The 13,551-nt window shown below is 57.9% G+C and carries 12 protein-coding genes; 1 reads left to right on the plus strand and 11 read right to left on the minus strand.

Going from position 1 to position 13,551, the window contains the following annotated elements:
- Positions 1-31: 31 nt before the first annotated feature.
- The 7 genes from H1Y61_RS16380 to H1Y61_RS16410 all read right to left on the minus strand — a co-directional run bounded on the left by H1Y61_RS16380 (position 32) and on the right by H1Y61_RS16410 (position 9,067).
- The gene (locus H1Y61_RS16380; RefSeq protein ID WP_180573227.1) at positions 32-1,417 is read right to left on the minus strand and encodes a DUF2778 domain-containing protein; all 1,386 of its coding nucleotides are present in this window, start codon (positions 1,415-1,417) and stop codon (positions 32-34) included.
- A 608-nt stretch (positions 1,418-2,025) separates the two neighbouring features.
- Complete coding sequence (locus H1Y61_RS16385; protein WP_156636861.1) at positions 2,026-2,433, minus strand: hypothetical protein; 408 nt, start codon at positions 2,431-2,433, stop codon at positions 2,026-2,028.
- A 138-nt stretch (positions 2,434-2,571) separates the two neighbouring features.
- Complete coding sequence (locus H1Y61_RS16390; RefSeq protein ID WP_180573228.1) at positions 2,572-3,660, minus strand: ABC transporter ATP-binding protein; 1,089 nt, start codon at positions 3,658-3,660, stop codon at positions 2,572-2,574.
- A 77-nt stretch (positions 3,661-3,737) separates the two neighbouring features.
- A complete protein-coding gene (gene bglA, locus H1Y61_RS16395) occupies positions 3,738-5,390 on the minus strand; it encodes a beta-galactosidase BglA (protein WP_174110041.1) in 1,653 nt (550 codons plus the stop codon).
- A 74-nt stretch (positions 5,391-5,464) separates the two neighbouring features.
- On the minus strand, positions 5,465-6,610 hold the full coding sequence (locus H1Y61_RS16400) for a carbohydrate ABC transporter permease (RefSeq protein WP_180573229.1): 1,146 nt from the start codon (positions 6,608-6,610) through the stop codon (positions 5,465-5,467).
- Between the two features lies 1 nt (position 6,611).
- Positions 6,612-7,622 (minus strand): carbohydrate ABC transporter permease, encoded by a 1,011-nt coding sequence (locus H1Y61_RS16405; protein WP_180573230.1) that lies wholly within the window; start codon positions 7,620-7,622, stop codon positions 6,612-6,614.
- Between the two features lie 86 nt (positions 7,623-7,708).
- A complete protein-coding gene (locus H1Y61_RS16410; RefSeq protein WP_180573231.1) occupies positions 7,709-9,067 on the minus strand; it encodes an ABC transporter substrate-binding protein in 1,359 nt (452 codons plus the stop codon).
- Between the two features lie 290 nt (positions 9,068-9,357).
- Between H1Y61_RS16410 and H1Y61_RS16415 the strand changes: the two genes are divergently transcribed.
- Positions 9,358-10,386, plus strand: a complete 1,029-nt coding sequence (locus tag H1Y61_RS16415; protein ID WP_180573232.1) for a LacI family DNA-binding transcriptional regulator — start codon at positions 9,358-9,360, stop codon at positions 10,384-10,386.
- A 1-nt stretch (position 10,387) separates the two neighbouring features.
- On the opposite strand, the gene folD is transcribed toward H1Y61_RS16415, so the two are convergent.
- From folD to H1Y61_RS16435, 4 genes are all read right to left on the minus strand, one after another.
- Positions 10,388-11,287: a bifunctional methylenetetrahydrofolate dehydrogenase/methenyltetrahydrofolate cyclohydrolase FolD gene (gene folD / locus H1Y61_RS16420; RefSeq protein WP_174110035.1), complete on the minus strand. Its 900-nt coding sequence runs from the start codon at positions 11,285-11,287 to the stop codon at positions 10,388-10,390.
- A gap of 153 nt (positions 11,288-11,440) precedes the next feature.
- The gene (locus H1Y61_RS16425; protein ID WP_234903247.1) at positions 11,441-12,370 is read right to left on the minus strand and encodes a WecB/TagA/CpsF family glycosyltransferase; all 930 of its coding nucleotides are present in this window, start codon (positions 12,368-12,370) and stop codon (positions 11,441-11,443) included.
- A 156-nt stretch (positions 12,371-12,526) separates the two neighbouring features.
- Positions 12,527-13,057, minus strand: a complete 531-nt coding sequence (locus tag H1Y61_RS16430; protein WP_174110034.1) for a flagellar basal body-associated FliL family protein — start codon at positions 13,055-13,057, stop codon at positions 12,527-12,529.
- On the minus strand, positions 13,057-13,422 hold the full coding sequence (locus tag H1Y61_RS16435; protein WP_015914976.1) for a hypothetical protein: 366 nt from the start codon (positions 13,420-13,422) through the stop codon (positions 13,057-13,059). Before H1Y61_RS16435 ends, H1Y61_RS16430 begins: the two co-directional genes overlap by 1 nt.
- Positions 13,423-13,551: the final 129 nt, after the last annotated feature.

The following is a 13,551-nucleotide window of genomic DNA, read 5'->3' on the forward strand; positions in this document are numbered from 1 at the left end:
CGCGGCGTGATCATATCGAGATTTCTTCGTGTTACAGCTTTGCCATGTATTTCGGCAGTTCAGCCACGGTCGGCACAACGATCAGCGTCTTGATATCGCCGCGCTTGTAGGCGGCCAGGAAGCGCGGATATTCCTGGAACACCACGCAGCCACTGGAATCGCCGCGCACCCGCAGCAGGAATGTATGGGTGAGGAAGCCATCGCGGCCATACATGTTGTTGCCGCCAACCGGCGTCATGCGTAAGGCCTCGACACCATGGAACAAGCTTTCGCGCAGGGTCAGCCGATAGATATTCGGCGGGGTCGCACCACGGTTCTTGATGTGAACGGAGCGCGGATTGTCGCGATTTTCGCCGCGGCCGGAATGCGCTACCAGCTTTTCGCCATTCGGCATATAGACCGTGGCGCTGGAAATATCATAGACGGCAACACCGCTGCCGCGACCGGGCAATGAGGCGCGCTTGCGGAAGATCGACGGGCTTTCATCATCGTCCATCACCTCCTGTGAGCGGGCATAGGCCATCACTGTCTTCGGCGCGGTTTTTTCCGGCGCGGATTTCAGCGGAATGGTCTTCGGTTGCGGCCGGGCAGAGGTGTCTGTGTCGGCTTCTGTCTCAGGCTTGGGTGCAACCAGGACTTCGCGGAAAGGATCGCTCTTGGGCCGGTTGATCGGCGCTGGCACCACATCCGGCAGCATGGCCACCTGCATTGGCTTGGCGGCGGCTGGCGGTTCAGCCGAAGCAATCGTCACGGGGCCAGCTTGTAGCGGAGCGACGGGATCACGACCGCGGTCTGCGACCAGGGCGGTAGCGACCGGCTGCAATTGCGCGGACAAGGGTTGATTTATCTGGCCAAGTGGCGGCGCCGTCTTCAGGATCGCCTCAGCAACCTGCTGTGGCGGCATCGCAGTTGCTTGAACTGGCTGCGGCTTTGCCGCCACGGCCTCGGCGACCTGGCTGCCGGTATCGTTGCTCCAGCGCTGCGCCAATGCCCGTTCGGCAATGGAGACTGCCAGCGCCTGTTCGAGGATAGCGCGTCCGGCGAGGTCAAGCGGCCTGGAAACCGGAGTGGAAAGGGCTGCGATCTCCTGGCGGACCTGCGCCATCTTTTCCTTCACCACCTGGGCAGATCGGACCTCGTCCCGCCTTGCAGCCGCGACCGGCGGCTTTGGCAAAACCAGGCTGTTGCGGAATTCCGCCGCCATATCCCTCGAAAAGGGAGAGGAGACAGAGGCTTGTGAAAACCCGACACCGTGCAAAGTGCTGAATGTCACGGCGACCCAAAGACCGGCGGCAAGGCTACCGCCGACGAGCGCCGCGCCGGACATCAGCCTGGGAACCAGGACGGATTTTGCGCGCCCGGACCTACCAGTAACGGTTCTGCCAGTGCTGGGAAAGAAATCGACCGCGAACGCCATACTCACAACTCGTACCCAAACAGCCGGTCAGCGGCTGGCGGCTCAACGCCGCAACTTTTTACCAAGGCTGGAGGATATCAACGCATCCCCGCCTTCAAGAGAGTGCAACTGTCCCAAATGCATGCCGCGCCTGAGACAATTGCCCTGAAGATCCGGTCCAGAAGACCCAGTCCATCGGCAACAAGCGCCGACTGTCTTTAAAGGATGAAGAAACTTGGTAACCAAAGGGTTTACAAAACCCGGTTTTTATCATCGCAATGTCTCATATTCACGCGAAGAGAGGAAACGCCACGGATTTACGGCATTTTTAGCACTGCGCGCAGGCGCAAGCCTTTCAGACGGAACTGCCCGAAACTACCGCATAAGGCGTAGGACCAAAACGTCAGGACGCCCAACACATCGACATGGACCTGCGCCTGATCTTCAATATTATCAAATACTTGAAAGACAAGAAAAGGAAGGGATACACCCTCCAACGGCCCAAAGCAGCTCCCCGGCGAACAGCAAAACGGGGAGCTTGATGCTCCCCGCCAATGCGTCTGATATTTAATGTTTGGTACGCTACCGTACAAAGCGCTGGCTGGCCAAAATTGCCTCGCCTGCTGTCATTACCAGGTGCGGACATCCAGAACCCGGTCGCGATGGGCCGGATGGGTGCTGAACACGAAGATCCGATCCAGTTCCTTCTGGGTTAACAACCGCAAGAAACGAATCTCGGCAGTATTGTTGGAGAAGGTCTTCATCAACAACCCGCCCACCTTGTTGATGCGGGCATCGGGAATGTCCAGATAGAATTGCTTGGGAAGGTTGAATTGCGTCAGCAGGGAAATGACGGCGCCACTCTGAGAAATACGGATGATGTCGCATCGGCGCGACGCCATATGGCTCATGCCTTTTTCGGTATATTCCAGGCGCCCGGAATTCATAGTGTCTTCCATGCGAAACCGGCCTTCCCGGTCATACATGAAGGACTCTTCCCTGCGCAGGTAATTTGATTGACCAGCTGCCGTATTCATAACGCTTACCCCATTCACGCCCTCACTGGACACAGGCTAGGCGAACGAACTTAACAGAAAATGGATAAACCGGCCTGCCCGCCCCCTCGGCGAGCCTGCCTTTTTTACCATAGTTAATGCATGGGAAATCAAACCCGATCAACGCTTGTAGCTTTGCCCCTGCGCATCAAAAAGATGTAGCTTTTCACCCTCTGCGGCAAAGCGCAGCCGGTCGCCCCTGGCAACCTTGGCAATGCCCGGCAGTTTCACCACCACCGGCTGCCCTTCAACCGGACCGTCAACATAGAGCATTGTCACCTCGCCCAGGGCCTCGACCAGGGAAACGGTGCCTTCAAACAGCGCTGGGCCTTCGGCAGCAATGGTCAAATCCTCCGGCCTTACCCCGAAACTGGCCGCCTTGCCTGCATCTTCTGTAGGCACAGCAATCGGCACCGACAGGGTTGAGCGATCCTTGAGCGCGATGCGCGTTTCAGACCCGGCCTCGACGATGGTGGCCGGCAGGATGTTCATGGCGGGCGAACCGATAAACTGCGCAACGAACAGATTGGCGGGGCGCTCGTAAAGCTCCAGCGGCGCGCCGACCTGTTCGATCCGGCCCGCCGACAACACGACAATCCGGTCGGCCAGCGTCATCGCCTCGACCTGATCATGGGTGACATAGATCATCGTGGTATCGGACATCTGTTCGTGCAGACGGGCGATTTCAATCCGGGTGGCGACGCGAAGGGCTGCATCGAGATTGGAGAGCGGTTCGTCGAACAGAAAGACCTTCGGATCACGGCAGATCGCCCGTCCGATGGCCACACGCTGGCGCTGGCCGCCCGACAAGGCCTTGGGCAGGCGGTCGAGATAGGGTTCTAATTGCAAAATGGCGGCGGCGGCGCGCACCCGCCGTTCGATCTCCTGTTTGCTTTCACCGGCGATCCGCATGCCGAAAGCCATGTTGTCATAGACGGTCATATGCGGGTAGAGCGCATAGGACTGGAAGACCATGGCAATGCCGCGCTTGGAGGGCGGTACGTCATTGACGATCTGGTCGTCAATGCGCATCTCGCCGCTGGTAATGTCCTCCAGCCCGGCAATCATCCGCAAAAGTGTGGATTTACCGCAGCCGGACGGACCGACAAACACCACGAACTCGCCCTTGGCGATATCTAGGTCGATGCCGTGCAGCACCTTGACCTGTCCATAGGCCTTGCGAATGTCTTTCAGGACCAAGCTTGCCATTGTCTTCCCCCTCCTCGTTTTTGGATCTGTCCAGCTCGCCATGAGCCGGACAGATGACCGTTTGTTAGTTTCAGCGTTTAACCGCGACCGAACCAGGCGCCCCAGGCTGGAAGGCTGATCTTGCCACCTGCGACACTCCCGGCAAAACCATGGCCATCCAGAGCCTGCCAATTTCCATCCGGCAAGGACAGTTCTGCCGGTTCGGCAGACATGTTGAAGCCACACAATACTGTCTCTCCATCCAGGCTGCGGGAATAGACGAGGTCAGTCTCCGTCACCGTATGGAAGGCGATCTCGCCCTTGATCAGCGCTGGCTGTGTTCGGCGGAAATGCAGGAAACGCCGATAGTGTTCCAGCACGCTATCGTCATGCCCTTCCTGGACATGGACAGCGTTGAGGCTGTGCTCGACCGGGATCGGCAACCAGGTTTTGTCGGCGGCGCTGAAACCGGACTGCTTGGCCAGCGTATCCCAGACCATCGGCGTGCGGCAACCATCGCGGCCCTTGAATTCCGGCCAGAATTCGATGCCATAGGGGTCCTGAAGGTCTTCGAAGGCGATATCGGCTTCGGTCAGCCCCAATTCCTCGCCCTGATAGATACAGACCGAGCCACGCTGGGTCATCAGCAGTGCGGCCATCTGCTTGGCGAAAGCAGCACGATCGGCGACGTTGGCGCCCCAGCGGCTGACATGGCGCACAACATCATGGTTGGAAAAGGCCCAGCAAGCCCAGCCCTCAGGGGCGGCTTCCTGGAAGGCCTTCTGGGTATTGGCGACCAGCGCCGGTGTGACCGGATCGGGCGCAAGGAATTCGAAGGCATAGCACATCTGCATCTTGTCGCCGCCGGACGTGTATTGCCCGGCGATTTCCAGCCCATATTGGCTGTCTCCGACTTCGCCAACGGCGGCAATCGCTGGAAACTCATCCAGCACGGAGCGGAATCGCTTGAGGAATTCCAGGTTTTCCGCCTGGTTCTTGTCGTAGATATGCTCCTGGAAATTATAGGGATTGACCGCCGGTGCCGTCGCCGCATTGCGCCGTTCGGGGTCCAAGGCCGGATTGTCGCGCAAGGCAAGGTCGTGAAAGTAGAAATTGATGGTGTCCAAACGGAACCCGTCAACGCCACGCTTCAGCCAGAACCGTACCGCATCCAGCACCGCCTCCTGCACATGCGGATTATGCATGTTGAGATCAGGCTGCGAGGTCAGGAAGTTGTGCAGGTAATACTGCATCCGGCTCGGGTCCCATTGCCAGGCGGACCCGCCGAAAATCGACAGCCAATTGTTCGGCGGCGTGCCATCCGGCTTCGGATCGGACCAGACATACCAGTCGGACCTGGCATTGATGCGGCTGGAGCGGCTTTCGACGAACCATGCATGCTGGTCTGACGTGTGGGAGATCACCAGATCGATCATCACCTTGATGCCGAGGCGATGGGCTTCGGCAATCAGTGCGTCGAAATCGTTGAGCGTGCCGAACATTGGATCGACATCGACGTAATTGGATACGTCATAGCCAAAGTCCTTCATCGGCGAGGTGAAGAACGGCGAAATCCAGATCGCATCGGCACCGAGTCCTGCCACATGCGGCAGGCGGGCGGTGATGCCTTTCAGGTCGCCAATGCCATCGCCGTTGGAATCCTGGAACGAGCGGGGATAAATCTGATAGATGACCGCGCCGCGCCACCAGTCCTTGTCCGGCATTGCGACACTATCGGAAGCAGCAGTCATGAATATCTGTCCTTTTGGGAATTTTGGCCTGTTGGATGGGAGGGAGGAGGAAAAACAAGCCGTCGAAAACGCGATCAGCCACCCTTGACGGAGCCGGCCAGCAAGCCACGCACCAGATAGCGTTGCAGCACGAAAAACACCAAAAGCGGCACGATAATGGTGATGAAGGCGGATGCCGTGAGAATTTCCCAATTGGCGCCGCGCGAGCCGAGCAGGTTGACGAGGCGGCCTGTCAGCACCAGTTCCTCATTGCCGGTGCCCAGAAACACCATGGCGACCAGCAGGTCGTTCCAGGTCCATAGAAACTGGAAGATCGCGAAGGAGGCCAGCGCCGGATAGGACAGTGGCAGCACGATCTTGATAAAGATCTCAAAATCGCTGGCACCGTCGACCCGCGCCGATTCGATTATCTCACGCGGCAGGCCAGCAATATAATTGCGCAGCAGATAGATGGCACACGGCAGGCCGAACCCCATATGCGCCAACCAGATGCCTAGATAGGTTTTTGATGGTACGCCAAAGAAAGCCCCGACATCATTATAAATCCGCAGGAGTGGAATCAGCGACATTTGCAAAGGGACGACCAATAAACCGATAATGGCAGCCTGAAGCAGTGATCGCCCCGGAAATGGCATCCAGGCCAGCGCATAAGCGGCAAAGGCAGCGACCAGGATGGGAATGATGGTGGAAGGAATGGCAACCGTCAGCGAATTGATGAAGGATTTGCCGATGCCCTCGGCATTCAACACCGTTCGGTAATTATCGAGGCTGAAACGCGGCGGTTGCTGGGAGGTGAAGAAAATCCGCTGGCCGCGCGATCCCTCGAAGGAAGCATTCGAGGTCAGCTTGAAGGTGCCGTCCTCGGCAACTGATAGTGTCTGGCCGTCCTTGAGCTGGGCCGTGTCTCCTGCCTTGAACTCATCCGGCTTCAGACTGGATGTGCCGAAGGCACTGACCGTGCCGGACCCGCCCTCCAGCACATTGCCTGAAATCACGTAAGCTGCGCCTTCCTGACGTTGCGCTTCAGCGCCGGGGGCGCGAAAAATACCTTTCTGGCTGGAACTGGTCAGCGCCGTCCACCAGCCGGAGGCGACGATCTGGTTCTTGTCGCGCAGCGATGTCACCAACAGACCGATGGTCGGGATGGTCCAGACCAGAACCAGCAGCAGCACCGTCGTATGAACCGCAATATTCAGCGGCGAGAGAGCCCGTGTGCGCATCTCAATGGCCTCCCATTTCCCGGCGAGCATTGCGGATATTCCAGATCATGATTGGCACGACCATCAGCATGATGACCACCGCGATTGCGGCCCCTCGCCCGAAATCGCCGCCGCCCCGGAACATCCAGTCAAACATCAGGTTGGCGAGAACCTGGGTCTGCCATTGGCCATTGGTCATCGCCAGCACGATATCGAAGACCTTCAGCACCAGGATGGTGATCGTCGTCCAGACCACGGCAATCGTGCCCCAGATCTGCGGCACCTTGATCTTCATGAAAATCTGCCAGGGATTGGCCCCATCGATGACCGCAGCCTCAATGGTTTCCTCGGGAATGCCGCGCAACGCCGCCGACAGCAGCACCATGGCAAAGCCAGTCTGAATCCAGATCAGGATGACCATCAGAAAGAAATTGTTCCAGAACGGCAGGGAAATCCACACCTGCGGCGACCCGCCGAACCAGACGACGATGGCATTGAGAAGGCCAATCTGCTCGGCATTGGCGTCGCGATAATCGTAGACGAATTTCCAGATGACCGAGGCGCCAACAAAGGAAATCGCCATCGGCATGAAAATAAGTGACTTGGCGATATTGCCCCACCAAATCCGGTCGGTGAGCGCGGCGATCACCAGGCCAAACAGGGTGGCGCCGGTCGGCACCACGATCAGCCAGAGGATGTTGTTGAAGATCGATTCCCGGAATTCACGGTCGAAAATCATCCAGCGATAGTTATCGAGACCGACAAACTGGGTTCCCGACCGGTCATAGACCGAATAGGCAATCGACGAAAACAGCGGATAGACCAGGTAAATACCAAGAGACAGCAGCGCCGGACCTAAAAACAGCCAAGGCCTGATCTGGCCTGCGATCCGCAGATTGCGCGAGGCGCGGGAGAGATCCGGGGTATTGGAGGGAAACAGCCGGTCGAGAATGAAGTTTGACCCGAAAAAATAGGCCAGCGCCGCACCCACGCCGATAACGATGGTGATCAATGCGTATAAAAGCTGTTCCACGGACCCGGCCTCCCAACCCGTCTGATCGATATGGACGCCAGGTATCGCAGCAGTTTCAGGCTGCGATACCTGGCGCTATTGCGGTGTTATTTCAGTCCGTCCCAGGATTTCTGGATGCCCTTGGCGACTTCGTCGGCGGATTTGCCGCCGGCATAATCGACCATGGCGGTCCAGAAGGCGCCTGCACCGATCTTGCCCGGCATCAGGTCGGAACCGTCAAACCGGAACGTGGTGGCGTCGAGCAGGATCTTGCCCTGTTTCTTCAAGGGGTCGTTGGCATAGGTGTCCTGGTTGGCCGCCTTAAAGGCGGTCAGGAAGCCGGATTGCGCCATCCAGACCTCATGGGCGATCGGGGTCTTGATGAAGTCAATGAAGGCGCGTGCACCGGGCGAATCCTTGGTGATCATCGCCAGGGTACCTGCCCCTTCGACCGGATTTCCGAGTTCAGGCTTGCTGGCGTAATTCGGGGTCGGGAAGAAATCGACATCCTGGCCAACAACCGTGCCCTGCGGGAAGAAGGACGGAATAAAGGATGCCTGATGATGCAGGTAGCATTTCGGCGGGGAGGTAAACAGGCCCTTCGGGCTGTCGCGGAAATCGGTGGAGGCCACGCCCGCGGCGCCGCCATCGACGAATTTCGGATTGCGCGAGAACCAGCCATAGTCCTCAATGGCCTTGACCACTTGCGGATCGTCGAACTTGATCTCGTTCTTCACCCACTTGTCGTAGACATCGGCTGGATAGAGCCGCAGCATCATATCCTCGACCCAATCGGTCGCGGGCCAACCTGTCGCACCGCCAGAGCCAAGCCCGATGCACCAGGGCGTGCCGCCATCGGCAGCGATCTTTTCGGTCAGCGCCTTCAACTCTTCCATCGACTTGGGCACGTCATAGCCCGCATCCTCGAAATTCTCAGGCACATACCAGATCAGCGACTTGATATCGATCTTGTAGGGGAAGCCATAGATCTGCGGTTTGCCGTCCTTGCCCTTGAAGGTGGAAAGATCGACCCAGGACTGACCGGCGGAGAAATTGTCCTTCAGCCACGGCCCATTCTCCTCACCCAACGGCGTCAACGCACCCTTGGAGGCGAGATCGGCGACCAGACCGGGCTGGGCGAGAATGGCGACATTGGGAGGGCTGCCGGCCTGGGTGTCGATAACGATCTGCTGCTCGTAGTTTTCCGAGGAGGAATATTTAACGTCGGCGCCGGTCGCCTGGCGGAAATAGTCGAGCACGCTTTCAAACAGCGTCTGGTCTTCACCACGCCAAGGCCCGAAAATCGTAATCGTCTGGCCCTTCAATTGATGAGACTTGGAAAACTCCTCATAGCTCTTCCAGTTGAACTTGGAATCTTCGCCGGGCTTGAACTTCAATTCGGCGCTATTTGCCACGCCTGCGATCAAGCACAGAGCGGCCACTCCCATAAGCAGATGTTTTTTCACAAAATTCCTCCCTTTATCCAATGCCTGTTTCCCGCGCTGGGGCGATCCTGCCATCACCTTTATCCAGCGTCCAAAGCGCTTTGGTGGGCAAACATCTCTATTGCTCGCGACAGAGTCAAGCCTTTTCAAAAAAGACCGATCCATTCTGTCCCGTTAAAAATGGAGCAGCGACCTGTTTGGGAAAGGGATCAGCTTTAAAAATAGATTTTCGATTTGCACCGCCCGCCCCTGCTGATAATTTGCAAGCGCTTTGGGCGCGGGAGACCCAGGCATAGGGAGAGAGAAGCCTCGTGAATTTGAAGCAATTGTCGCAAATGCTCGGCCTGTCGCAGACGACGATCAGCCGGGCATTGAACGGCTATCCGGAGGTCAACGAAGAGACCCGCCAGCGGGTTGCCAAGGCCGCGGCAGAGACCGGCTACCGGCCAAACCGCGCAGCCCTGCGGCTGGCAACCGGCAAGGCCGGTTCGCTCGGACTGGTCATGCCGATTTCGCCGGATCGCAGCTCTGACATCCATTTCGCGGAATTCCAGAGCGGGCTTGCTGAGACCTGTCTTCAGCATGAATTTCACTTCGTGATCATTCCGGCCCATCCCCAGGCGGAAGAGCAGGCCATTCGCGGCCTGGTCGGCAGCGGCGCGGTCGATGCCTTTTACCTCGCCTATCTCAGGGCCAATGATCCGCGCATTGCCATGGCGAAATCGCTTTCGGTGCCCTTCATCGTGCATGGCCGCTCTCAGGGCATTGCCGAGGACTATCCCTATCTTGATATCGACAATGAAGGCGCTTTCCGGCAGGCGACGGATCTGATGATCGGGCTTGGCCACCGCCGATTTGCGCTTTTGAACGGCCCGGCAGACCTCGATTTCGCCCTGCGCCGATTGCAAGGCACGCAAAAGGCGCTTGCAGCCGCAGGCCTTGTCCTGCCGCCGGAGGCAATCAGCCATACATTGATGACCGACGAATGGGGCTACCGGAAGATGAGCGCCCTACTCCATCAGCCAGAGCGTCCGACCGCAGTCCTCTGCGCCAGTACAGTGCTGGCGCTGGGGGCTGTGCGAGCCATCAACGATGCCGGGCTGACGGTGGGTCAGGATATTTCGCTGGTCGCCCATGACGACGACCTGCCGCTGCTAAAGCCGGAGCATTTCCGGGTGCCGCTCACCACGACACGCTCGTCGCTGAGGGACGCTGGAAGGCGGGTTGCGCAACGGCTGATCGCCGACATTGCCCAGCCCCCGAACGGGCCGCCCCTCCAGGAAATTTGGCAGGCCGAACTGGTGATCCGGGCCTCGACCGGGCCAGCGCCTGGAAAATGACTCAGAATTTCGGCGGCTGCTTGCCTGCGCTGCGATAGGCCGCGATCGCCGTATTGGCCATCAGCATGGCGATGGTCATTGGTCCGACCCCGCCCGGAACGGGGGTGATGGCACCCGCCTTTTGCGCGCAATCTGTAAAGGCGACATCTCCGACCAGCTTGGTCTTGCCCTCGCCTTTTTCAGGGGCTGCGACGCGGTTGATGCCGACGTCGATCACCGTCGCCCCCTCTTTCACCCACTCGGCCTTGACCATTTCAGCCCGACCGACCGCTGCCACCAGAATATCGACCTGGCGGGCCAGGGACGCCAAATCGCGGCTGCGGGAATGGGCCATGGTCACGGTGGCATTGGCGTTGAGTAACAATTGTCCCATCGGCTTGCCGAACAGATTGGAACGGCCAATCACCAGCGCGTTCAGGCCGGAAAGATCAGCCCCATGGATCTGGCGCACCAGCAGCATGGCACCTGCCGGTGTGCAGGAAATCAGCCCGGTTTCGAGATCGCCAGTCGCGAGCTTGCCGGTATTGACCACATGCAGACCATCCACGTCCTTTTCCGGCAGGATGGACTGGATGACCGCCTCGCTGTCGAAATGCTTGGGCAGCGGCAATTGGACTAGGATGCCATGAATGGCGGGATCGGCATTGAGGCTCGCCACCAGATCCAGCAATTGCTGCTGGCTGGTCTCTTCCGGCAAGGTATGCTGAACTGAATTAAAACCGCATTGCTTGGCCATCCGGCCCTTGGAACCGACATAGGCGTGACTGGCCGGATCATCGCCGACGATGATCACGGCAAGACCGACCTTCTGGCCGCTGTCTCTTTCAAATGTCTCGGAACTGATCTTGACGGCCTCAATCACCGATGCCGCAACCTGTTTTCCGTCAATCACCGTTGCCACGCTGGATTTCCTCTCGCTGAAAGGCTTAAGAGCCATCTCAAATCTGGCTCATGGAACAACGGTAGCTACCACTGCCATCAGCGCTTTCAAACGCAAAAACACGGGCTGGCGTTAAAAAATCATCGTGATCGGTGAAGGCGGGTTGAGGGGCCGCTATTGTTGCGCGTCCGCCTTGTCGCGGCGAGCCGACAGCTTGAAGCGTAGCACATGCAAGAGGAAGACCGGAATGCCGATCAGATAGCGCCGCCACAACCGGCTCGGCTCCCGCGTCAAACGGTAGAGCCATTCACAGCGGATCTTGCGCATCCAGTAAGGCGCGCGTGGCATGGTGCCGGAGACAAAATCGAACAGAGCGCCGACGCCGAATACCACGCGCGCATGCTGCGGCTTGATATGCTGGGCAATCCATTTTTCCTGCAAGGGGGTGCCCATGCCGACCAGCAACACGTCGATCTTGGCGTCCTCAAGCCGTTCGAGAATGATCGGCAGCTCCTCGTTGTCGAAAAAGCCGTCGGCCACCGGTACGAATTCGTGCCATGGCGCATGTTTGCGGAAACGGGCGACAGCACCTGCCAGCACACCGGGCTTTGCGCCGATCAGACCGATGCGACGCGGCTCTTCCATATAGGTAAAAAGGGCAGGCACGAAATCCGTACCGTTCAGATTGGCCGCAAAGGGCTCGCCGTCAATGATGCTCGCCGCCAGGTCCATACCGATCCCATCCGGCAGGACGATATGTCCTTTAAGGACATCGCGATAGGCGGCGTCCTTGAGCATAATATTGATATTATTGGCATTAAGGAAGGAGACCTGCGCATGCGCACCCGGCGTTGCCGCATATTGGGCGATCAGGCTGAGGCCTGAAACCCAGGAGAGATCAAAGATCGGCATGCCGAACAGGATCTTTTTCGGGGCAATCTGCTCTGCTGTTGAAATCAGGTTCATCGGGTGGAACTCATCATCATGATGGAGGCGACCCCAGTCTCCAGCCAGATCCTGGCGAACCCTATGAATAAGGCGCGCCGTGCTGATCTGCTCATCAGCATCTGCGACGGGGGCTTTGCGCGTGGTAACAGTGTTCATAAACATGACAAGCCAGATTGAAACCATGCGCAGAATAACAGGCAGGCATAAAATCCGACTTAAGTAGCCCGCTAGAAATACAGGCTTTTCGTTTATACTTCGTTTACCGCGATCGCTCCAGCCACTTCGCTTGCTCGGGCCGCTTGCCCGACCCGCTTATTCAGCAGGCGCCGCCCCTTCCGGTACCTTTTGTCCTTCAACGATCTTGACCGCTGGCAGCAGCTTCGGCTTGCCGCCACCACCTTCGCGGATATCGTCCTTGCCGAGGAAGTCCAACTGCTCGATCAGCACGTCATTGATGACATCGCTGCCGAGGCGTTTGTTGATGCCGGTCTTGATGGCCTGCTTGAAACCGTCAACATCGAGCTTGGTCGATTTCGACAGATCAACCATTGAGTTGCCGACCAGCAGGGTAAACAATTGGTCCGTCATCAGCGCCGTCATCGGCATTTGCATGGCGCCAGCTTTTTCCTTGTCAACCATGAAGGAGAACCGGCCAATGAAATAGCCTTTCACCTTACCATTCTCAAGAAATGGCACAGTGATGGCTTCTCCGCGCACCACTTCAGTCGGCGGTGCCTTGACCTCTTCGACCGGTGGTGGCGCGGTGGCCACCTGGATGGAAAAGTAGACGGCGACGAGAGCGACGATGCAGGCCCATACGCCGGCAATGACAATCTTGACCATTAATTTTCTCTGTAGAGAAACTGTTCCTGGGAATAGGTACCATCATTATCGGCATCCTGAACGGCGCTACGCAGAATATCGGCCACCGCGCGCACAGCATCCAGATGCGCCTCGACCCGTCTTGCGTTCAAGGCCAGCTTTTTCTTCAGCCCATGCATCTGCTCGACATAATTGATGGCAATTTCCTTGGGATCGGTATCGCGAAACAACATTGTCAGTTCGTAAAGGCACCGGCTTTTGTGGGCGTTCGAGACCTTGAAATCAAACTGCGGATCATTGCCGATTCGATGATTTTCGTTGTCGACAATCATTTCGAGACGACCGAGAACGGTCTTGATCCGGTAGTCGTTGGACACATGTTCCATGAAAAATCTGTTCCTTGAATTCCGACCGCCAAGCGCCTGCGTTGTGGCGCTGGGGCTGATGTCACTTTTAATCTGCGCATATTTTTATGCTGAGCCCAGTCGGTAGGCAGGCACCCCAAGGGATGTGGG

The sequence above is a fragment of the Agrobacterium vitis genome (assembly GCF_013426735.1).
In the GTDB taxonomy this organism is placed as follows: Bacteria; Pseudomonadota; Alphaproteobacteria; order Rhizobiales; family Rhizobiaceae; genus Allorhizobium; species Allorhizobium vitis_D.